We start from the raw sequence: 23,489 nt of genomic DNA on the forward strand, positions 1-23,489 counted from the left end.
ACGAATATGTTTTTGTAATGTAATAAGAAGTACTTTTGCAAAAAAATATTATCAAAAATGAATTCAAGTAGAAACTCGTCGAGAGGACGACAAGGTAAAAAGAAGCCATCTAGTGCTTCAAGTAAAAAGTTTGATACTAAAAGAAAGTTTTCAGATAGTTCAAAATCAAAAACTTTTAAAAGTGCTTCAGAATCGGAAGATTCAAAAAGACCTCAAAGATTTGAGACCAGTAAATATAAAAGCGATCGAAAATCTTCAATTTCTTCAAAAGAAAATTCATCACCAAAAAAAACAGCTTCAAATCCAGAAACTGATGGCATTCGCTTAAATAAATACATTGCAAATGCAGGTATTTGTTCTAGACGTGAAGCCGATGTTTATATAGCTGCAGGTAATGCAACTGTTAATGGTAAAGTAGTAACCGAAATGGGTTATAAAGTACAATTGACAGATGAAGTTAGATTTGATGGAAGTTCTATAAACCCTGAAGCAAAACGTTATGTTTTGTTAAATAAACCTAAAAACTTTATCACTACAATGGATGATGATAGGGGAAGGAAAACGGTTATGGAATTGGTTGCAAATGCTTCAAAAGAACGTATTTACCCAGTTGGTAGATTGGATAGAAATACTACGGGATTGTTGCTTTTTACCAATGATGGTGAAATGGCAAAAAAGTTAACCCATCCTAAACATCACATCCAAAAGTTGTATCATGCTAGTTTGGATAAAAAATTATCTATGAGCGATTTGACTAAAATCTCAGAAGGATTTATGTTAGACGATAAAAGAGTTATTGTTGATGAGATTTCTTACATAATGGATCAGCCAAAAAGTGAGGTGGGTATTAAAATTCACTCAGGAAGAAATCGTATTGTAAGAAGAATATTTGAGCACTTCAACTATTCGGTAGTAAAGTTAGATAGAGTGGTGTTTGCAGGACTAACAAAAAAGGATTTACCTCGTGGACATTGGAGGCACTTAACCGAAATGGAGGTTAATAATTTAAAAATGCTTTAATAAAACAGTTTAAAACCAAGATTTATCTTGGTTTTTTCTTTTAAATTAATGATTATAAAATAATTATAAATTACTTTGTAAATAGTTAAATTTTATGTCATAGTTCATATATTTTTATATATTTGGCACTCAAATTTCGCCTTTTTAAAAGGTATTCAAAATTTAAAATCTTAATTTTATAATAGTTTTTTATGAAAAATATAATTGTAGATTATAAAAAATTAACTCCAGAAATTTTAAATCTATTGGTTGAGAAATTTCCTGATGGATATGGTATAAGAGATATTGTGAAGTTTACCAATCACAAAGGGCAGTATATTGAAGCTGTTGAAGTTTCAACTGAAGATACAAAATATCTTGTAAAAATTAGCAATGAGCTAGTTGATAGTATGGAAGCTTTTGAAGATGATGATGAAGATAACTTTGATCTTGAAGTGGAAGTACCAAATATTGATTTAGATGAGGTGGATATTGATGATGATATTACTGAAGATGATGATATTGAAGATAAAAAAGAAGATATTGATGATGTAGATGAAGACGAAGATGATGAAGATTTAGGTGATGATGAAGACTTTGACGATGATGAGGATAAGTAATTGAACGATATAAATAATTGATATTAAGAGCCGTTACATTAATTTGTAACGGTTTTTTTGTACTTTAAATTTATTGATTATCTAAAAGAAAAAACCCTATAAACTCAACGTTTATAGGGTTTTTAAGTGGTACCTCCAGGAATCGAACCAGGGACACAAGGATTTTCAGTCCTTTGCTCTACCAACTGAGCTAAGGTACCATTGCCTTAGCGGTTGCAAATATATATTTATTTTTTGTACTAATCAAAACTATTTTTAAAAAATCTGTTGTATTTTTGAACTTTGTAAAAAAATACCAATGAACTTAATAATTGATGCAGGTAATACAAGAGTTAAAATTGCGGTTTATAGCAATTCAGAATTAATTCATAATGAAATATTTACACCAATAAACTTCCTTAAATCAACGCTTGAAATTATTGATAAATACAAATGTATCAATGCAATTATTTCTTCAGTAGGAACAGTAAAAAAAAATGATTTAATTCGATTAAAATCTAAAATCAACCTAATTGAGTTGAATTCTGAGACAAAAATCCCTTTTAAAAATTGTTATTTAACTCCAAAAACGCTCGGTGTAGACAGAATTGCGCTAATTGCAGAAGCTGTTTCAAAATATCCAAATAACAATGTGTTAGTAATTGATGCTGGAACTTGTGTAACTTATGATTTTGTAAATAACCAAGGTAATTATTTGGGAGGTGCAATTTCTCCAGGTATTTTAATGAGGTACAAAGCTTTAAATTATTTTACAAAAAAGTTGCCTTTACTTGAAGCTAAAACAGATGTTAGTTTGATAGGAAATTCTACAGAATCATGTATTCATTCTGGTGTGATTTATGGTCTTATAAATGAAATTGATAGTGCTATTAATAGCTATAAAGAAAAAAATAACAATTTAACAGTTGTTTTAACAGGAGGAGACGTTAATTTCTTGGCAAATAAATTAAAAAATAGCATATTTGCCAATCCTAATTTTCTATTAGAAGGATTAAACACAATTTTGACCTATAATTTAAATTAAATGATAAGAAAAATAATAGTAGTATTTATAACTCTATTTATATCTATAAGCAGTTTTGCTCAAATTAGCAGTACATCCGTTTATTCTTTTTTTGGTATTGGAGATAGAAATAATTCAGCTACTGCTGAACAATTAAGTATGGGAGGTGTTGGTGTAGCTATGGGAGAACCTCATAGACTTAACTTTTTAAATCCTGCTGCAAATGCCTCGTTAAAATTTACCAATTACACTTTGGGTATGGTAAGTAAAAATATTTGGGAAAAACAAAATGGAGTTTCTGAGAATGCTGCAGCAACCTATATTTCATATTTTGCTATGGGTTTTAACATAGGTGAAAAAGGAGGGGTTTCTTTTGGATTGATGCCAAATACAGCTGTAGGATATAATTTACTTTCAAAAGAAATTGGTACAGATCCAGATGATATAATTTCTATTTCTGCATACAAAGGTGAAGGAGGGACAAGTAAAGTATTTTTAGGATTTGGTTACGAAGTAGCAAAAGGTTTAAATTTAGGAGTTCAGGGAGATTATGTATTTGGAAAAGTAGAAAATACCATTTTGCATCAACAATTAGGCGCTTCTTTATCAACCAAATATGAAAACATTTCAAATCTTTCAGGTTTTAGTTTTGATGCTGGTTTTCAGTACAAAAAAGAGATTAAAGAAAACATAAATTTGTTAGTAGGTGCTAACTTTAACTTTGCAAATGAGGTTAAATCACTTCAAAAAGAATATTTATATTCAGTTGCTATAGGTGTTATAGCTCCAGAAAGAGATACAATTTTAAATAATTCGAGTGTAGGATTTTTAAAAAACCCATTAAAATCAACAGTTGGAATTGGTTTTGGTAGAGATCATAAATGGTATGCGGGTGTAGACTACTCTTTTCAAAATGCATTAAGCATTGAAAACAGTATTTACGATAATAGCATACTTCAGTATAATAATTATAATAAATTATCAATTGGTGGATTTTATACTCCAAAGTACAACTCTATTATAAGTTACTGGAACAGAATAACATACAGAGCGGGTGTTAAGTTTGAAAATACAGGGATAATGTTAGATGTTGATAATGATGGTATGGATTATGTTCCAATAAAGGATTTTGGCATATCTTTTGGTGTAGGTTTTCCAGTAGGTAAACAAGTCTCAAATTTAAACTTAGGATTTGAGTACGGAAAAAGAGGTAATACAAATGGAAGTGTGGTTCAAGAAAATTATTTTAATTTTAGATTGAGTCTTTCATTAAACGATAAATGGTTTGAAAAACAACAAATATTTTAATTAAAGAGTACGAGACAATGAAAAAAATGAAACAAATTTTGACTTTATTATTTTTTATTATAACTGTGCCTGTCGTGTTTTCGCAAGCAGCAGATGAGTGTAATATTAAATATAATCTATTTAAAGGTGACTATAGCGCTAAAAAGTATGGCGAAGCTTTTGATAACTGGAAATGGTGTATGGATAACTGTCCAACATTAACAGTAAATATTTACAAATACGGTGTTAAAATAGCTGAGCACGCTTTAGAAAAAGCTACTCCGCTAGAAAAAGAAGCTGCTATTAAATTGGTAGAAAGAGTTTATTTACAAAGATTGGAGCACTATCCAGATGATAAAGCAAGAGTATTAAGTGACTTAGCTTCATTTAAAATTGAGCAAGGTGCAACAGAACAAGAAATTTTCTCATGGTTAGAAAAATCTTTTAAAGCTGATCCAACAGATATGTCTGCTTCTAATATTTATAAATATTTTGACATTATTTTAAATACTTATAGAACTACAGATCCACAAAGAGTTTTTGATACATATGATGAAGTTAGTGAAGGTGTAGAGTTAAAAAGAGAAGAATATTCTAAAAAAATTGATGCAATTAACGCAAAAGATTCTCTTAGTTTAACTAGTAAAGAAAAAAAATCTAGAGAAATCTATCAACAAATTTTAACCAACTTAACAATTGTTGAAGCTGGTTTGGATGCAAAATTGTCTGAAATTTCTACTTGTGAGAATTTAATTCCTTTAAATAAAAAATATTTTGAAGAATTTAAAGGTAATGCACAATGGTTAAGAAGAGCAGTATCTAGGATGTATAATAAAGAATGTACTGATGATCCTTTTTACGATACTTTGGTTGAAGCTTATGTAAAAGCAGATCCTTCTCCACAAGCATCTTTATTCTATGCTGGTATTTTATTGAAAAATGGTGAAACTTCAAAAGCAATGGGTTATTTTAAACAAGCTGTTGAACAAGAACAAGATCTTTATAAAAAAGCAGGATATCAATTAAAAATTGCTCAAATCTTAAGATTGCAAGGTAAACTTTCAGAAGCTAGAAGTTACTGTTACCAAGCTTTAGACAATGCACCTACAATGGGTAAAGCATATTTGTTGGTAGCATCAATGTATGCTTCAAGCGCAAATTCTTGTGGTGATGATGTGGTTTCTAAAAGAATGGTTTATGTTGCAGCATTAAACAAAGCTCAAAAAGCAAGATCTGTTGATCCAAGTATTTCTGCTTTGGCAAATAAATACATAGCTAACTATAAAGAAAATTTACCTTCAACTAAAGATTTATTTGTTGCTGGTGTTGCTTCTGGTTCTACACATAAAATTGGATGTTGGATTAATGAAACTGTGATAGTTCCTTAATCTTGATTTCAAATAAGATAATTGATTATATTTGTTGAATGATAAAATCAGTTGTTAATACTATAAAAAACATTGTTATTGTACTTTCAATAGCAATGTTTTTTTCATGTACAAATAGCGCAAAAGAAGTAAAAGATTTTTTGGCTGATAAAAATTTACCTGTAGGAGAAGCCTATAATGTTGTACATAAGTATACCGATTCGGGTATGGTTACTGTTAAAATGGTAACTCCTTTAATGCTCGATTTTGGCAATAGAGAAAAGCATCCTTATTCCGAATTTCCTGAGGGGTTGAAAATTACTTCTATTGAAAAAAATGGAGATTCAACAACAGTTGAGGGAGATTATGCTTTGAATTATAAAAAAACAGAAGTATCTCAAATTAAAAATAATGTGGTAATTACCAACTATTCTGATAGAAATAGATTGGAAACCGATGAGATATTTTGGGATAAAAAAACACATTACTTTTTTACCGAATCTAAATTTACATTTTATACTCCAACTGATACTATTCGCGGTACTGGATTTGAAGCTTCTGAAGATTTAAAAATATGGTGGGTTAAAAATCAACAAGGAATTATTAACGTTAAAGAATAAAAATGAATAAAGCATCAAGAATTTTTGAAATAGGTTATTTGGTTATTTCAGTAGTTTTTTTATATGAAACTTTTTTAAATTGGAATGTAAATAGGCCTCAATCTTATTTGTATATTTTATTCTCAGTTATGGCAATTTTTATGTACTTTTTCAGAAGACGTTTTAGAAAAAAAAATCAGAACAATAATTAATAATGGAATTTCAAATTACGATCATATTAATTACCATTTTATTATCTGCTTTTTTTTCAGGAATGGAAATAGCATTTATTTCTGCTAATAAATTTCAGGTTGAATTACAAAAGAAAAAAGGAGGTTTTACTGCCAAAATTTTAAAAAAATTAACTTCAAATTCGTCCAAATTTATTACTACTATGTTGGTTGGTAATAATATATCATTGGTAATTTATAGTTTTTTTATGGGGCAATTAATTGTTGGTTTTTTGCCTATAACATTCAATGAGTTTTCCATACTATTACTTCAAACCCTCATTTCAACCCTCATAATTTTAGTAACTGCCGAGTTTTTACCAAAAGCCATATTCCGAATTTATGCAAATGAAACCCTATGGGCTTTTGCTCCGTTGGCTTATTTTTTTTACATCATATTTCACTTTATTTCCGATTTCATAACCTTTATTTCCGATTTTGTTTTAAAACTTTTTTTTAATTCTTCAAAATCTATCCAGCAAGTAATATTTAGTAAAGAAGAGTTAGGAAATTATATTACAGAACAACTCGAAAATTCAAAAGATAGTGAAGAAATTGATAGTGAAATTCAAATATTTCAAAATGCTTTAGAATTCAACAATTTGAAAGCAAGAGAAATTATGATTCCTAGAACAGAAATTAAAGCTGTTGATATTGCAGAAAGTGTTCAAAATTTAAAGCAAATTTTTATAGAATCTGGTTATTCAAAAATATTGGTTTATAGAGGTTCATTAGATGAAGTTTTAGGTTATGCGCATGCTTTTGAAATGTTTAAAAACCCACAAAATATTAAAGATATTTTAATGCCTGTTGAGTTTGTTCCAGAAAGTATGTTAATTAACAATGTGCTTAATATTTTGACGCTAAAAAAACGAAGTATTTCTGTGGTTTTAGACGAATTTGGTGGTACTTCGGGGATTATTACAATTGAAGATATTGTTGAAGAGCTTTTTGGAGAAATTATTGATGAACACGACACCATTGAACTGTTAGAGAATGAAATTAATAACAGAGAATTTGAATTTTCGGCACGTTTAGAGGTCGATTATTTGAATGAAACATATAACTTAAATATTGAAGAAAACGAGGCTTATGAAACGCTTGGTGGTTTTATAGTTTATCATAATGAAGACATTCCTAAACAAGATGAAGTTATTGAAATTAACAACTTGCATTTTAAAATGTTAAAGGTAGATTCATCAAAAATAATGGAAGTTTATTTAAAAGTTTTAGATAGGGCAGAATAATCAAATTGCTTCTTAAAAAAATACACGTTATTTGCCGTTAATATTAAACAATTCACTTTTATATTTGAATAGTTAATTGTATTTTCGCACACTGTAATTAAAAGAAATATAATAATGGCAATTTTATCAAAAATTAGAGATCGTTCAATGTTCCTAATCCTTATTGTAGGTTTAGCACTTTTTGCATTTGTACTTGATCCTAGTTCAATACAACAATTTTTTAGTTCAAGTAAAGTGAACTCAATTGGAATGGTAAATGGAGAGGAGATTGATCGCGAAGATTTTGCAGCTCAAGTTGAAGCATACAAAACTCAAGGCGGTGCAAATACAACTCAAATGCAAGCTGTAAATGCAGTTTGGAACAATTTTATTGGAGAAAAAATATTCGAAACTCAATTAAATGAAGCAGGTATTGTTGTTGGAGAGAAAGATATTTGGGACGCAATGGTTTCTTTACCTGAAATTCAAAATTCTCCAATGTTCAAAAATGAAGCAAATCTTTTTGATGAAAATAAGCTAAAAGAATATATAGCTAATTTAAAAGATGAAGCTCAAACAGGAAACAATCAGGCTTGGCTTAATTGGTTGGCTACAGAAAAAAGCATCAAACAAAATTTAGAACGTCAGGCTTATACAACTTTAGTTTCAGCAGGTTTAAGTGCCTCGTTGGAAGAAGGTAAATTAGCGTATTTATTTCAAAATACAAGTATGGACGCTGAGTTTGTATATGTGCCTTACACTACTATTGCTGACGATTTAGCAACTGTAAGTAAAGAAGATGTAAAAAATTATGTTAATAAAAATCCTAGAAAATACAAGCCAGTAGCAGCAAGATCTTTGCAATATGTGAAGTTTGATATTGTACCTTCTTTAGCTGATGAAAATGAAACAAAACAAACTGTTGAAAGTTTTATTAACGATAGAGAAGTTTATAGTAATGCTGCAAAATCAACTGTGGTTGTACCAGGATTAAAAAATGCTACAAATTATGAATTGTTTTTAAATGAAAATGGTTCAGATTTAAGTATAGATAATAGCTATAAATATCAAAATCAATTATCTCCTGTAATTGCTGAGCAAGTTTTTAATGCAATTGTAGGTGATGTGATTGGTGCTTATAAAGAAAAGGGTTATTATAAAATTTCTAAAGTTACCGAGACTGTAGTAATACCAGATTCTGTTAAAGCAAGTCATATTATTGTTCCTTATGCAGGTTCAACTCGTTCTACATCTTTAAAAACTAAAGAGGAAGCAAAAAGCACTGCAGATAGTATTTACGCTCTTGTAAAAAATAATAAAGATAAATTTACTGAAATAGCAAACGAAATAAATACTGACGGAACCAAAGGTAAAGGTGGTGATATTGGATGGATTCGTAAAGATCAGGCTTTTTCACCTAACTTCGATAAAGACTTTGCTGATTTTATTTATAAAAATAAAGCGGGTAGTGTAGAAGTTGTTGAAACTGCTTTTGGATATCATATTATTAAAATTGATGAACAAAAAGAAGCAAAAAGAGCTGTTAAATTAGCAACTTATGCTCGTGTAATTGAAGCTTCTGAAACTACAGAAAATGCTATTTTTGAACAAGCAGAGACTATGGCATCTAATTTGGCTGAGAAAAAATCAATAGATGAAGTTGCTACAGATAAAGGTTATGCAGTTCAAACGGTTCAAAACTTAAAAAATCTTGACGAAAATATACCAGGACTTTCTAATCAACGTTCGATTGTAGTTTGGTCTTTTTCTGAAGAGAGAGAATTAGGTGATTCAAAAAGATTTGATGTTGAAGTTGGTGGTAAAAGAGGGTATGTTGTTGCAGTTCTTACTGATAAAAATGATGAAACGGAAGTTGCTTTAACTTCTGAAATTATTGATGAAGTAAGACAAAAATTAATTGACGAGAAAAAAGCTGCACTTATTAAAAATACAATGAAAGGTGCTACTTTAGAAGAGATTGCTCAAAATAGTTCTACAACTGTTCGTTCAGCTTCTTCAATTAATTTAGCAAGTCCGGTTATTACGGGTGTAGGTAACGAGCCAGCTGTTGTTGGAGCTATGTCTACTATCGCAATAAATACAGTTTCTGATAAAATTGACGGTGTAAAAGGTGTTTTTGTTGTTAAAGTAACAAAAAGAGATACTCCTGTTGATTTAGAAAATTATGAAAGTTTTAAAAACACACAGTTGATTGCTTTAAAAGGAAGAACTTATCAATTATTTCAAGTGTTAAAAGAAAAGGCTGATATAAAAGACTTTAGAGCTAAATTCTTTTAAATAATAGTTTTAAAATAGCATATTAAAAAGACCGAGCATTGCTCGGTCTTTTTTTGTTTGTAGTATGTTAAAATATATATCTAAAACCATTATTTATTTAAAATAGGTACTTGATGCTGATTTTATTCAAACATAATAATGCTTAGTGAGGTTTATTTTTTTAACTTTATACTATATTTAAGACTAAATGGTATCATATAAAGTGAATATAGTCAAAGCCAAAATCAAAATTCAGAAAGCGATTATGTGTGTCTTAATATTACAATCCCCCATTTTTCTCCTTCAAAAACAATTATAAATCTAAATAAATAATGAAAAAAATTATCTCAGTTTTAGTTTTATCAATGCTGCCTTTTGTTAGTATGGCAAGTGAGGCAGATTTAGTAATTCCTTCAGCGATTAAAGAGCAGGGTATTTTGTATTGGGGTTTTTTAATTACGCTTGGTGGTTTATTTTTTGGTTTTTATCAATTTTTAAAAGTCAAAAAAATTAGAGCACACAAATCTATGTTAGATGTGGCTCAGGTTATTTTTGAAACGTCAAAAACATACCTTATTCAACAGGGAAAGTTTATTGTAATTTTATTTATTTTTATAGGTTCGGCAGTAACATTTTATTTTGGATTTTTATCTAAAAATCCAGAAACTGGAGAGAATTTATTTGGAATAGGCGGTGTTTTAATGATTCTTGGTTGGACAATCTTAGGAATTTTAGGTTCGTATGCTGTTGCTTGGTTTGGTATTAGAATGAATACTTTGGCAAATTCGCGAATGGCTTTTGCTTCATTAGAAAAAAAACCTATCAAATTATTAAATATTCCTTTAAATGCAGGTATGAGTATAGGGGTAGTTTTAATTTCATTAGAACTAATTTTAATGCTTGTAATTTTAATGTTTGTACCAGGAGAATATGCTGGTGCAAGTTTTATTGGTTTTGCAATTGGTGAGTCTCTGGGGGCTTCTGCTTTGCGTATTGCTGGTGGTATATTTACAAAAATTGCTGATATAGGCTCGGATTTAATGAAAGTGATTTTTAAAATTGGTGAAGATGATCCAAGAAATCCAGGTACTATTGCCGATTGTGTAGGAGACAATGCAGGGGATTCTGTGGGGCCAACAGCTGATGGTTTTGAAACTTATGGCGTAACAGGTGTTGCCTTGATTTCGTTTATTTTATTGGCTATTACAGATACTGCCTTGCAAACCCAATTATTGGTTTGGATTTTTGTAATGCGTATTTTAATGATTGTTACTTCAATTGTTTCATTTTGGATCAATGGTGCAATTACCAAAGAAAGATTTAGCAATGTATATGAAATGGACTTTGAAGTGCCTTTAACTACTTTAGTTTGGATAACTTCTATTTTGTCTATAGTAGTCACTTTTATTGCTAGTTATTTTTTGATTGGAGATATTGGTGAAAATTTATGGATTGTACTTTCAGTAATTATAAGTTCAGGAACCCTTGGAGCTGCACTTATTCCTGAGTTTACAAAGCTATTTACTAGTCCTAAATCTATTCATGTACAAGAAGTGGTTGAAGCTTCTAAAGAAGGGGGCGCATCGCTTAATATTCTTTCAGGATTGGTTGCAGGAAATTTCAGTGCATTTTGGCAAGGTATGGTATTTTTCTTACTGATGTTTATTGCTTACTATGCTTCAACTTACGGATTAGGCGAATTAATGATTTATCCTTCAATATTTGCTTTTGGTTTGGTTGCCTTCGGAATGTTGGGAATGGGACCCGTAACTATTGCTGTTGATAGCTACGGACCTGTTACAGACAATGCACAATCTATTTACGAATTGTCTTTAATTGAAGAAAATATTGAAGCTATTACTCCTGAAATTGAAAGAGATTTTGGTTTTACCCCTGATTTTGAAAAATCTAAATATTATCTCGAGGCTAATGATGGTGCAGGAAATACTTTTAAAGCAACAGCAAAACCTGTACTTATTGGTACTGCTGTAGTGGGAGCAACAACTATGATTTTTGCTTTAATCTTGGTAATTGAACATTCATTAGGTATTAAACCAGAACTGGTTTTAAACATATTAAATCCGTATACTATTTTTGGGTTTTTATTGGGTGGTGCTGTAATATACTGGTTTTCTGGAGCAAGTATTCAAGCGGTAACAGCTGGTGCAAGTAGGGCTGTAGCTTATATTAAGCAGCATATAAATCTAGATCCAAATGCGCCTAAAAAGGCCGATGTTGAAAAATCTAGAGAAGTTGTAAAAATATGTACGCAATATGCACAAAAAGGAATGTTGAATATATTTATTGCCGTTTTTTCTTTTGCCTTGGCTTTTGCATTTTTTTCTGCACCAATTGGCATTGTCGAAGGAATGAGTGAAGCTGATAAATTGATAGCAGCTGCACCAGTTTCTTTGTTTGTTAGTTATTTAATTTCTATTGCATTTTTTGGCTTGTATCAGGCTATTTTTATGGCAAATGCTGGTGGTGCTTGGGACAACGCAAAAAAGGTAATTGAAGTTGATATGCAAGAAAAAGGAACCGACTTACATGCCGCTTCCGTAGTTGGTGATACTGTTGGCGATCCGTTTAAAGATACTTCTTCAGTGGCATTAAATCCAATAATTAAGTTTACAACTTTGTTTGGATTGTTGGCTATGGAAATTGCTATTTCTCCTTCTTTTAGAGAATTTGCACCCTATTTTGGCTTGGTTTTCTTTGTAATTGCTTTGTATTTTGTTTACCGATCCTTTTATAAAATGCGTATTAAAAGGAAATAAGGAATTTAATTAAAAATAAAAAGGGCAATTTAAATAAATAAATTGCCCTTTTTTGCTTTATAACTGTAATTTTTAACCGTTCATAGAGATTAAAAATTCTTCATTTGAAGTTGTGTATTGAATTTTACTTTTGATAAACTCCATCGCTTCAACAGGATTCATATCAGCTAAATATTTTCTAAGTACCCACATACGTTGTACCGTTTTAGCATCTAATAATAAATCGTCTCTACGTGTACTAGATTTTACCAAGTCAATAGCAGGGTAAATTCTTCGGTTGGCAATATTTCTTTCTAATTGAAGTTCCATATTACCAGTTCCTTTAAACTCTTCAAAAATAACTTCATCCATTTTTGATCCAGTTTCAGTTAATGCTGTAGCAATAATTGATAAAGAACCTCCATTTTCTATATTACGTGCAGCTCCAAAAAATCTTTTAGGTTTGTGTAAAGCATTTGCATCAATACCACCTGATAAAATTTTACCTGATGCAGGTGCAACAGTATTGTATGCTCTTGCTAAACGTGTAATAGAATCTAATAAAATTACTACATCATGTCCACATTCAACCAAACGTTTTGCTTTTTCTAAAACAATATTTGCAACTCTTACGTGCTTTTCAGCTGGTTCGTCAAAAGTTGAAGCAACAACTTCACCTCTAACGCTACGTTGCATATCAGTTACCTCTTCTGGACGTTCATCAATTAATAAAATAATTTGATAAACTTCAGGATGGTTTGATGCAATTGAGTTTGCAATGTCTTTTAATAACATTGTTTTACCCGTTTTTGGCTGAGAAACAATCATACCTCTTTGTCCTTTTCCAATAGGAGAAAACAAATCCATAATTCTTGTAGAAAGGGTACTTCCTTTTCCTGCTAGGTTGAATTTTTCTTCTGGAAATAAAGGTGTTAAATGCTCAAAAGAAATTCTATCTCTAACAACATTTGGATTTAATCCGTTGATTTTTGAAACACGAATTAATGGAAAATATTTTTCACCTTCTTTAGGAGGTCTTACCACACCTTTAACGGTATCACCAGTTTTTAATCCAAATAATTTAATTTGAGACTGTGATAAATAAATATCGTCTGGTGATGAAAGGTAATTATAATCTGATGAACGTAAAAAACCATAACCATCAGGCATCATTTCTAAAACACCTTCGCTTTCAATAATTCCGTCAAATTCATAATCAGGATCTCTATAGCGATTGGCATTGTTAGTTCTTTGTCCTTTACTAATGTTTTCTCTAGGCTGTTTTTGCTTGTTTTGTAAAGGTTTGTTTTGTTTTTGCGGACCTTGCTGTGGTTTAGGCTGATTTGTATTGGCTTCCTCTGTAATATGAGCTGCAGCTTCTTCAGCAGGTGCTTTAGTCTCTGATGTTGGTTCAACAGGCTTTTTATCAATATCCAACGAAGTTTGTACAGGCTTTTTTTGATTTGGATCTACAGGTTTCTTTTGGTTTGGATGTACAGGTTTTTTTGCCTGTGGTTGAGGAGCAGCTATGGTAGTTTCTTCCATAACTTCAGCATTTTCAGTTGTTACTGCTTTAGGAGCAGGCGCTTTTGCTGGTGTTGGTTTTTTTACAAGTCTTTTTCGTTTAGGCTTGTTTTCTGCAGTTGGGGCTGCCTGATTTGTAACTTTTGAAGGAGCAGCTGCTTGTATATCTAAAATTAAATAAACTAAATCTAATTTTTTTAAATGGCTGTATTTTTTTGCGCCAACAGTTTTTGCAATTTCTTGCAACTCAACAAGAGTTTTCTCCTTTAACTGGGATATTTCAAACATTATGTCAATATGTAATTATGTTAATGTATAATATGTTTTTACTTAAGATAATATTAAGTTTTTAACGTGATTTTAATCTAAGAGGTAATAATTTTAACTATGGTAGTACTTGTATACTGCTATGTAGTAGTATATTGCAAATATATAAATTTATTTTGTATTACTAATTTTTATTTCTTTAAAAATAAAATGTATTTTTGCCACAATTAGTACAATTTATGATTCAAAGAATACAATCGGTATATTTATTAATAGCAACAGTACTTTCTGTAGTAGGTGTTTTTTTTGCAGACTTATGGAAAACTGTTGATGGTGATGTTTTTTTTGCCAAAAATGCCCTTTCCTCAGGTAACGGTATGTTAATAGCTATGGCACTATTGTTTTTTGTTTCTGCCTTTTTTACTTTTGTTGCAATATTTCAATATAAAAAAAGACAATTGCAATTTGTTTTAGGGCGTTTATCAATTTTGATCAATTTTATTTTATTAGGTATACTCGTATATTTTACACAAAATTTATCTGGAGAAATTAATGTTTCTGAGAAAGGTATTGGGTTGCTTATTCCTGTTTTTTGTATTGTTTTAGTCGTTTTGGCGAATAAAGCAATTAAAAAGGATGAAGAGCTTGTAAAATCTGTGGATAGATTGCGATAGACCTAACATCTTAGTATATTTAGTGCAAGGAAAACCATTTCAATTTTTATTGAAATGGTTTTTTGCATTTAGTTCAAAATCTATTTGTTTAAGGTTGATGATTAATTTTATTAACTTTGAAAGTCTTAAAACAAAATTAATTTTAAAATTAAATGCAATTTTTTAAACCATTATTATTTATCCTAACTTTATTTCTGGCTAAAGCAAATTCATTTTCATTTACTATTGAAAATAGAAGTCCTATTGACAGTATTCAATTAAAAGATATTAATAATTTACTAGCAAATGGCAATACAAAAGTTGCTCTTGAGAAATTGTATGTTTTTGTAGCAGAAGCAAAAAAAAAGAAAGATACCGCATTGGTAATTGAGTCTGTAATATTGCTGGCAAATATCTCTAGAGATAATGGAGATTATCAAAACTCAAATAAAATATTTAATGAAATATTACCTTTAATTAAAAACAATGTAGAGAAAATCCGATATGTATATTTTCTAAAAGGAGGAAATTTTCAACTAGACAATCAGCTAGATTCTGCAAAAGTAAATTATGAAAAGGCGCTAAATTTTGCTGATGAAATTAATGGCGATAAAAATTTATTGGCAAAATTACACGCAAATCTATCGGGGATATTTTATTTAGAACAAGATTACAACAAAGCAATTGAGCACTCAAAAATTGCAGCAAATTATCAAAAATTAATTGGTAATAATGATATTGAAGCTGGAATTTTAAATAATTTGGGAGGCATTTATTATATGCAAGGCAAATTTAACGAAGCGCTTTTTGCTTTTGAAGAAGCATTTAGTTTAGTAGGTTTTGGACAAAGTGATTTGCAAAAAAAGACCAGAAGTACTTCCTATATAAATTTAGCATATACATATAACGAGCTTGGTGATTATAAAAGGGCATTTGAATTTCAAGATAAATTTGTTGATTTAAACGATTCGTTGCAGCAAGAATTAAAATACAAAGAAATTACCGAAATTGAATCTAAATATCAGGTTGCTACAAAAGAAAAAGAAGCCGCAATTGAAAAATCTAAGCGACAAAGTGCTGAAATGTTATCGTATGGTTTGGGTTTGGCTATTTTGATTTTATTGGGTGGAATTTTTGGAATGTTTCAATTGTTTAAATTGAATAAAAAGAACCACAAATTGCTAATTTTTCAAGAGCAATTGATGCATCAAAATAGATTAGACAAAATTAAGAGCGAATCACAAGCTAAAATTTTGGTTGCAACTTTAGATGGTAGGGTTGAAGAGCGAAAAAAAATAGCAGATATTTTACATGGCAATGTAAGTGCAATGCTTTCGGCGGCAAATTTACAACTTTATGCTGGTGGAATGCAATTGAACGGCAGTATTCCTACTGAAATTGAAAAAGCAAAATCTATTATTTCTGAAGCTTCATTGCAGGTTAGATCTTTGTCTCATACTTTAATTTCGGCAATTTTGTTAAAACATGGCTTGGCAGAAGCGGTTAAAGATGTGTGTGAAAATTCTTCAAATACCACAGTTGTTATAAATTGTGAGTCTAAAAATATGGATCGATTTGAGAGTAATTTTGAAATAAAAATATTCAATATGATCAATGTTTTGATAGATAATTTGCTAAAACATAGCGGTGCAACTATAGGAAATGTTAAATTAGAACAATTAAACGGCATGTTGCAAATACTTGTTGTTGATAACGGTAAAGGTTTTGATGTAGATGCTGAAAATGTAACATCTGGTATTGGATTAAGTCAGGTAAGAGCCAGAGTTGAAGTTTTAAAAGGTGTTTTTAAAATTACTTCAACAGAAAATGGAACCCGAGTTTATATAGCTGTACCTATCGTTTACTAACGTTTTTCCAATTCAATAATTTCTAGATTGGAAATTTTATCTTGATTAATTTCAAAGCGTAGCATTGTTCTAACTTTATGAAACCCATGTTTTCCAGCTGCCCCAGGATTCATATGAAGTAAATTTAGTTTTTTATCAAACATTACTTTTAATATATGCGAATGACCACTTATAAATAATTTTGGTGGATTTTTAGTGATTTCATTTTTAATTTTCACATCATATCTATTTGGGTATCCACCAATATGCGTAATCCAAACATCAACATCTTCAATAGTAAATCGGTTATTTAGCGGAAATTCACTTCTTATCAAAGCATCGTCAATATTGCCATAAACAGCTCTTACAGGTTTTATTTTTTTAATTTCGTCTATAACTGCAAAATCGCCAATATCACCTGCGTGCCAAACTTCATCAGCGAGTTTTACAAACTTTAAAATTTGGTCGTCAATATAGCTATGGGTGTCAGAGAGTAATAATATTTTTTTCATGCAGCTGTAAAATTCCTAAATCACAAATATCCTGTATATTTGCAATCGTACAAAAATAACATTTCAGTTGAGATATTTTATAGAATTTGCATATAAAGGCACAAACTATCACGGTTGGCAATTACAGCCAAATGCTGTAACTGTTCAAGAATTGTTAAACAAAGCTTTTTCTGTAATTTTAAAAGAAGACATCAATGTAAGTGGAGCAGGCCGAACAGATGCGGGCGTTCATGCTTCTCAAATGTATGCGCATTTTGATATTGAAAACGAATTAGCTATAGATAAAATTGTTTACAAAGTAAATGCTTTATTGCCAAATGATATAGTTGTGTATGATTTGCTAAAAACTACTGATGATGCACATACGCGTTTTGATGCAACAAGCAGAAGTTATGAATACCGTATTTTTTTAGGTAGAAATCCGTTTGAAATTGAAACAACTTGGCAGCATACCAATAAAAAGTTAAATATTGATAAAATGAATGCAGCAGCTGAAATTTTACTAACTTTCACCAACTTTAAATGTTTTTCAAGATCAAATTCAGATGTTACAACTTATAACTGTAATGTAACAAAAGCAGTATGGGTTAAAACTGATAAACTGTTGGTTTTTCATATTTCAGCAAATAGATTTTTAAGAAATATGGTGAGAGCCATAGTAGGAACTTTGTTAGATGTTGGTACAGGAAAAACTTCATTAGAAGCATTTGAACAAATAATAAAAAGTGAAAACAGGTGTAATGCAGGACCATCTGCACCACCTCAAGGGTTGTTTTTAACAGAAATAATATACCCAAAAACAATATTTATACATGAGTAAAAAAGAGCAAGGTAATGCTTTTGACGCAGCAATATTTAAGCGCCTTTTAGGATTTGCCAAAAATTATCGTTGGCAATTTTTTATAGGAGCTTTTTCGGCTATTTTATTGTCTTTAGTATCTGTGGCAAAACCTATTTTGTTGCAAAAAATGGTGAACGACTATTTTGAAATAAAAGACAGAGAAGGACTTCTTTATTATTCAATATTAATGGTTGTTTTTTTAGTTTCCGAAGTGTTTTTACAATTCATTTTTATTTACAAAGTAAACTGGCTGGGACAAAATATTATTAAAGATATACGTGTAAAATTACAGCATCATATGTTGCAATTTAAAATGGCTTATTTTGATCAATCGTCTGTTGGTAAATTGGTAACAAGACTGGTTTCTGATACAGAAACAATTGCTCAGTTTTTTGGACAAGGTTTATTTATGATTATTAGTGATGTACTTAAAATGTTTGTTGTGGCATTGGTAATGTTATGGATGAACTGGCGTATGGCATTGATTTCATTTATAGTTTTGCCAATTTTAATTTACGCTACCAAAATATTTCAAATGGCAATAAAAGCGTCATTTCAAGAGGTGAGATTACAAGTCGCAAATTTAAATGGTTTTGTACAAGAGCGCGTAACAGGTATGAATATTGTGCAACTTTTTAACCGTGAAAAAATTGAATACAACAATTTTGTAAAAATTAACGACAAGCACAAAAAGGCACATGTTAAAACAGTTTGGTACTATTCTATTTTCTTTCCAATTGCTGAAATTTTATCGTCAATTGCAGTAGGTTTGTTGGTTTGGTATGGTGGTATGGATATTATAAAATCTGGAAATTCTGATGCCGGACAAATTATTGCGTTTATTATGATGTCGCAAATGTTGTTTAGACCATTGCGTCAAATTGCAGATAAATTCAATACCTTACAAATGGGAATGGTTGCAGGAGATCGTGTTTTTGAAATTTTAGATACCAATAGTCAGATAGCTGCAAATGGTGAAGTTGAGGCAACACATTTTAAAGGTGATATCAAATTTAAAAAAGTTCATTTTAGTTATATTCCCGATGAAGAAGTTTTAAAAGGAATTTCTTTTGAAGTAAAAGCGGGTGAAACGGTTGCAATTGTTGGTGCTACAGGCGCAGGTAAATCTACCATTATCAATTTGGTAAATCGATTTTACGAGATTGACAAAGGCGAAATATGTGTAGACAATCAAAATATTGAAAAGTACACCATTTCATCTTTACGAAAACAGATTGCAGTAGTTTTACAAGATGTTTTTTTATTTTCAGACACAATTTATAACAATATTATTTTAGGTAATGAAAACATTACTTTAGATGATGTAAAAGCGGCAGCCAAAGAAATTGGCATTCATAAATTTATTATGACTTTACCTAATAATTATTATTACAATGTAAAGGAACGTGGCGTTATGTTATCTTCAGGTCAGCGACAATTAATTGCGTTTTTACGTGCCTATGTTAGCAAACCAAGTGTGTTAATTTTAGATGAAGCCACTTCATCTATCGATTCATATTCAGAAAAATTACTTCAAAAAGCAACTGATAAAATTACCCAACACCAAACATCAATAATAATTGCACACAGGTTAACAACCATTAAAAAAGCCGATAGAATTATTGTAATGGACAAAGGTGAAATTGTTGAGCAAGGTTCACATATAGAGTTGCTTGATAAAAATGGTTATTATAAAAATCTTTACGATATGCAATTTTCGCAAGACATTGTATAGCTATTTTTAAAAGCGTAACAATATTTAGTTTTTATTAAAGTTTGTTGTTTTCAATTATTCAAAAACTTAGCATAAAATATTTCAGCAAATAAAAAAACCTTGAAATCTTACAAATAAGATTGTCAAGGTTTTTAATTGAATTAAGGTAAGTTGTTATTTTATTGGTAACAAGCCAATACGTGCAATTCCATTATTTTCTTTCATTAATGGAGATTTGGCACTTGGGATAAATAATTTAGAGTCGTCCCATTTCGGATTTTTATATATAATGTTTGATGATTTAGCTTGGTTTGTAACTTTAACAATACCAGCATTAGACATTACACAATTTTCAATGCTGTTATTAGCACCACTCAAGTTTACAGTTACGGCAGTTGGAGAACTTATTTCAAAAACACTGTTTGTAATGGCTACATCATTAATACCTTTTGTTTTTATCATATACCCTTTTTCATTGTTGTAAACATCGCTAAAAACACATTGGTCTATGCTAATTTTACCGCCGTAATTTGATGGATTTATACCATTACGAATATAATTTACAGCATATTCTTTCATGTCTTCAAATACAGTATTGTACAAAATAATCATTTCAGCATTGTATTTTCCATATAAATCTTTTTCATAAGATAAATTTAAACCGCGGTAGCTGTCTTCAATTTTCGAATTTTTAATACTAATTGTATCTGCTAAAGTACCTACATAAGCCTTAAATACAGCACCTCCATCGGTATTAGAAAAGTTTTTGATGGTACAATTGTCTATAAACAAATTGTATTTTCCAGACATATTTTCATCAGGTGAAACTACAGCGTATTTTGCAGCTGTTTTGCCATCACCATCAATGGTTAAATTTTCGAATTGTAAACGAGTACCTTCTTCAGCTCTAAACATATAAGAAAGTGGTTTTTCAATATCTTCTGCCATTTTAATAACAACATCACCATTTGCTGTATTTCCTTTGATAACAATATCACCACTTATTTTAATTGCTTTTTGCAATAAATATATTCCTGAATTTAATATCAATGTCCCTTTTTTACCTGCATTTTTAATGGCTTTATTTAAAGTTTCTACTCCAGGTTCTACATTAATTACAACATCAGCGGCTTCTGATGTTACAGGTTCTTCAATAGTAACATTCCAAAATGGACCTGATTTTGCATTGATAACACTTGGGTAATTGATGTTGTCTAAATTAAAAGCACCAGAAACATACAAATCTCTTTTAGTGCCTGTCATATCTAAATCTGGACTAGCAGTAGTTTTTTTAGCAGTTTTTAAAATTTCATTTTTTGAAGTTGGCATTGGGATACCCTTTAAAATTGCATATTCTAAAATTGCTTTTGTAAACTGATTTGGATCTACATTTGCATCTGAATCTACAATATTGCCAAAAAATGAAATTCCTGTAACCACATCTTGCTCATTTGAAATTGCATTTCCGGTATTGTTTGTAATTAAGTTATTGGCAAATACCGTATTGATAGGTGCTAAAGTACGTTCGTCATCCTTTCCTGCTCCAAATTGAACAGCGCTACAGTTTACCAGCGTATTGTTTTGAACGCTTACATTTTTAACTTGATTGTAACGATTTAATGGTGAATTTGGAACTCCGTTCATAATAACAATTGGACCTCTAAAATCATCACCAGTAACACCAACTAATAAATTGTTACGTACAATATGACCTTCATTAATAATTCTGATTCCACCAACTTTAGGTTTGTTGTTACCTATAAAAACGTTGTTTTCAACCAATGCATTGTTTCCGTGGCGAAGCGTTAAAGTACCTTCATTTTCAATAAATAAATTATTTCTAAAAATATTGTCACAAGATTTATTAGAGATAATTTCAATTTCACCATTACAATGTTTAAAAGTGTTGAATTCTACCAATGTTTTTGAAGATTTCATAGCGTTTTCGCTTGTACCAATTCTAATGGTTTCTCCTCCATTTTCACCTAAATCTGGTCTGTAACCAAAAAAGTTGTGGTCTATTTGATGGTTATTTTCAGTATGTTCTTCACCCTTTAACCAAACAACCAGTGTGGTTCCTGCGTTGATTTTTCCTGTAAAATTATTGTGGTCTACTCGGTTATTTTTCCCCCACATATCTATCCAGTGATTTTCAATACTAGCATCAATAGGATTGTAATTGGTAATTGCACAATTTGTTAAACGGCAATTGTTTGCAAATTCTTTAGAATCTTTTCTAAATTCAATTAAATATTTTGAAGTTGGCGTACCATCCTTAAACCAAAGTCCTGATACAATTATGTATTCACCTGAAATATTTAACCTAGCATCTCCAGTTATAATAACTTCACCATTGGTTTCTGCTGAAATTACAATAGGAGCTTCTTTTGTACCATTGCCAAATGCTTTAAAATGAACATCTTTCCATTCGCCATTTTTAAGTATAATTTTTGTTCCGGGAGTTGCATTTTTAATTGCAGTGTTAAATTCTTCAATATTTGAAACCTTAACTTCAGACGGAGCTGTATTTTGTGCGGTTGTTATAAACTGAAAGCATAGCAACAGTAAAATTATGATAAGCGGTTTTTTAGTCATTTTAAAATTTATTAAATTAAGTTTTGATTTTTCATTATTTTTAAACTACTTTTGGTAAACCAGTTTGGTAAACCAAATATATTCATTTATAATAAATATTGATATAAATTGTTGTTAAAATTTTAACAGTTTAATAGATAGTTTGTTACAAGTGTAATACAAACTGTATAACTTAATTTTTAATAACTTTTATTATGAAGAAAACATTACTTTTTACAACAAAAACTAAAACATTTATTACGCTATTGGTATTCTGTTTGTGTATTAATTTCGGATGGAGTCAAACTAATCTTGTACTAAATGGTACTTGTAGCAATCATACAATTGATGTTAATGACAATGCTGATTCCTTTGACATGACACCTCCTAGTACTATTGACGGTACCGTGTCTAGCCCTTATAATGCATTATGGAATAATTCGGATTTAGATAGTTGGCTAGGCACTAATTGTGGTAATACAAGTGAGCAACCAGGTTCTACGTCAGACGGTAACAAATTTGGACCAAATGCTGGTGATGGAAGAGGGGTGAAAATTAGTTCAACTTGTCGTCGTTTATACCAAGTTATAGCTGTTACTCCAGGAACTAATTATACTTTTTCTATTGATTCTCGTTCTGAGGCAGCAAACGTTTCTTCAGAAGTATTTATTTTAAATCAAGAAATTGTTACTGAGTCTGGTCTTGAGAATGGATCTGCAGATTCTCGAGTAGATGCATTCACCACTATTACAAACGACTTTAACGCTACCAAATCTTCTAGTACTGAAGATACATTCACTACTACTACATTTACATTTACAGCCTCTGCAAGTATAGCTGTTATTTATGTTAGAGCTTCGGCTGCTGTTGATAATAATAATGAAGTGTTTTACGATAATATATCACTTTCTGTAACAACAACTGCTTCAGTAAAAGACGATGAATTCTCTACTTACTTTAGTTTGTACCCAAACCCAGCATCAAGTTTTATAAACATACAATCTAAATCTGTTGATGTTACTAATGTACAAGTTTATAATTTAACTGGTCAATTGGTATTAGATCAAAAAGGATTGGTAAAAAATGGTGTAGATGTTTCGTCACTAAATAAAGGTGTATACATTTTAAAATTAAGCAGTAACAACAATCAGTATTCTACAAAAATTGTTGTTGAATAATATATAAACGTAATT

General features: G+C 30.3%; 18 protein-coding genes and 1 tRNA gene. 15 read left to right on the plus strand and 4 right to left on the minus strand.

Annotation, left to right across the window (positions count from 1 at the left end; translation table 11 throughout):
* Positions 1-57: 57 nt before the first annotated feature.
* Together EC396_RS15895 and EC396_RS15900 are read left to right on the plus strand one after the other, a co-directional pair.
* Positions 58-1,020 (plus strand): pseudouridine synthase, encoded by a 963-nt coding sequence (locus EC396_RS15895; RefSeq protein ID WP_129367847.1) that lies wholly within the window; start codon positions 58-60, stop codon positions 1,018-1,020.
* A gap of 191 nt (positions 1,021-1,211) precedes the next feature.
* Positions 1,212-1,619, plus strand: a complete 408-nt coding sequence (locus tag EC396_RS15900) for a DNA primase (protein WP_129367848.1) — start codon at positions 1,212-1,214, stop codon at positions 1,617-1,619.
* 127 nt (positions 1,620-1,746) lie between these two features.
* Here the strand turns inward: EC396_RS15900 and EC396_RS15905 are convergent.
* Positions 1,747-1,819, minus strand: a tRNA-Phe gene (locus EC396_RS15905).
* Between the two features lie 98 nt (positions 1,820-1,917).
* Here EC396_RS15905 and EC396_RS15910 point away from each other — a divergent pair.
* The 8 genes from EC396_RS15910 to EC396_RS15945 all read left to right on the plus strand — a co-directional run bounded on the left by EC396_RS15910 (position 1,918) and on the right by EC396_RS15945 (position 12,385).
* On the plus strand, positions 1,918-2,643 hold the full coding sequence (locus tag EC396_RS15910) for a type III pantothenate kinase (protein WP_129367849.1): 726 nt from the start codon (positions 1,918-1,920) through the stop codon (positions 2,641-2,643).
* Positions 2,644-3,930 carry a hypothetical protein gene (locus EC396_RS15915; RefSeq protein ID WP_129367850.1) on the plus strand — a complete coding sequence of 429 codons (1,287 nt, stop codon included), beginning with the start codon at positions 2,644-2,646 and terminating at the stop codon, positions 3,928-3,930. It begins immediately after the preceding gene.
* 26 nt (positions 3,931-3,956) lie between these two features.
* Positions 3,957-5,297, plus strand: a complete 1,341-nt coding sequence (locus EC396_RS15920) for a hypothetical protein (RefSeq protein ID WP_129367851.1) — start codon at positions 3,957-3,959, stop codon at positions 5,295-5,297.
* A gap of 38 nt (positions 5,298-5,335) precedes the next feature.
* Complete coding sequence (gene lptC, locus EC396_RS15925; protein WP_129367852.1) at positions 5,336-5,896, plus strand: LPS export ABC transporter periplasmic protein LptC; 561 nt, start codon at positions 5,336-5,338, stop codon at positions 5,894-5,896.
* 2 nt (positions 5,897-5,898) lie between these two features.
* Positions 5,899-6,087, plus strand: a complete 189-nt coding sequence (locus tag EC396_RS15930; protein WP_129367853.1) for a hypothetical protein — start codon at positions 5,899-5,901, stop codon at positions 6,085-6,087.
* Between the two features lie 2 nt (positions 6,088-6,089).
* Positions 6,090-7,352, plus strand: coding sequence for a hemolysin family protein (locus tag EC396_RS15935; RefSeq protein ID WP_129367854.1), 1,263 nt, complete (start codon positions 6,090-6,092; stop codon positions 7,350-7,352).
* Between the two features lie 114 nt (positions 7,353-7,466).
* Positions 7,467-9,629, plus strand: a complete 2,163-nt coding sequence (locus EC396_RS15940) for a peptidylprolyl isomerase (RefSeq protein WP_129367855.1) — start codon at positions 7,467-7,469, stop codon at positions 9,627-9,629.
* Between the two features lie 311 nt (positions 9,630-9,940).
* Positions 9,941-12,385, plus strand: coding sequence for a sodium-translocating pyrophosphatase (locus EC396_RS15945; RefSeq protein ID WP_129367856.1), 2,445 nt, complete (start codon positions 9,941-9,943; stop codon positions 12,383-12,385).
* Between the two features lie 72 nt (positions 12,386-12,457).
* Here EC396_RS15945 and rho read toward each other — a convergent pair whose 3' ends face one another.
* Positions 12,458-14,176 carry a transcription termination factor Rho gene (rho, locus tag EC396_RS15950; RefSeq protein WP_129367857.1) on the minus strand — a complete coding sequence of 573 codons (1,719 nt, stop codon included), beginning with the start codon at positions 14,174-14,176 and terminating at the stop codon, positions 12,458-12,460.
* A gap of 218 nt (positions 14,177-14,394) precedes the next feature.
* On the opposite strand from rho, the gene EC396_RS15955 reads away from it, so the two are divergent.
* Positions 14,395-14,829 carry a DUF4293 domain-containing protein gene (locus tag EC396_RS15955; protein WP_129367858.1) on the plus strand — a complete coding sequence of 145 codons (435 nt, stop codon included), beginning with the start codon at positions 14,395-14,397 and terminating at the stop codon, positions 14,827-14,829.
* Positions 14,830-14,981: 152 nt separating this feature from the next.
* Positions 14,982-16,676 (plus strand): tetratricopeptide repeat protein, encoded by a 1,695-nt coding sequence (locus EC396_RS15960; RefSeq protein WP_129367859.1) that lies wholly within the window; start codon positions 14,982-14,984, stop codon positions 16,674-16,676.
* On the opposite strand, the gene EC396_RS15965 is transcribed toward EC396_RS15960, so the two are convergent.
* On the minus strand, positions 16,673-17,167 hold the full coding sequence (locus tag EC396_RS15965; protein WP_129367860.1) for a metallophosphoesterase: 495 nt from the start codon (positions 17,165-17,167) through the stop codon (positions 16,673-16,675). The two genes, EC396_RS15960 and EC396_RS15965, sit on opposite strands and share 4 nt — an antisense overlap.
* A gap of 67 nt (positions 17,168-17,234) precedes the next feature.
* On the opposite strand from EC396_RS15965, the gene truA reads away from it, so the two are divergent.
* Together truA and EC396_RS15975 are read left to right on the plus strand one after the other, a co-directional pair.
* Positions 17,235-17,987 (plus strand): tRNA pseudouridine(38-40) synthase TruA, encoded by a 753-nt coding sequence (truA, locus tag EC396_RS15970; protein ID WP_129367861.1) that lies wholly within the window; start codon positions 17,235-17,237, stop codon positions 17,985-17,987.
* Positions 17,980-19,743 carry an ABC transporter ATP-binding protein gene (locus EC396_RS15975; protein WP_129367862.1) on the plus strand — a complete coding sequence of 588 codons (1,764 nt, stop codon included), beginning with the start codon at positions 17,980-17,982 and terminating at the stop codon, positions 19,741-19,743. Before truA ends, EC396_RS15975 begins: the two co-directional genes overlap by 8 nt.
* Before the next feature lie 153 nt (positions 19,744-19,896).
* On the opposite strand, the gene EC396_RS15980 is transcribed toward EC396_RS15975, so the two are convergent.
* Positions 19,897-22,317 carry a polysaccharide lyase 6 family protein gene (locus EC396_RS15980; RefSeq protein ID WP_129367863.1) on the minus strand — a complete coding sequence of 807 codons (2,421 nt, stop codon included), beginning with the start codon at positions 22,315-22,317 and terminating at the stop codon, positions 19,897-19,899.
* A gap of 194 nt (positions 22,318-22,511) precedes the next feature.
* Between EC396_RS15980 and EC396_RS15985 the strand changes: the two genes are divergently transcribed.
* Entirely contained in the window at positions 22,512-23,474 is a 963-nt protein-coding gene (locus EC396_RS15985) for a T9SS type A sorting domain-containing protein (protein WP_240665740.1), read from the plus strand.
* Positions 23,475-23,489: the final 15 nt, after the last annotated feature.

Source organism: Lutibacter sp. HS1-25 (genome assembly GCF_004121075.1).
Lineage (GTDB): Bacteria > Bacteroidota > Bacteroidia > Flavobacteriales > Flavobacteriaceae > Lutibacter.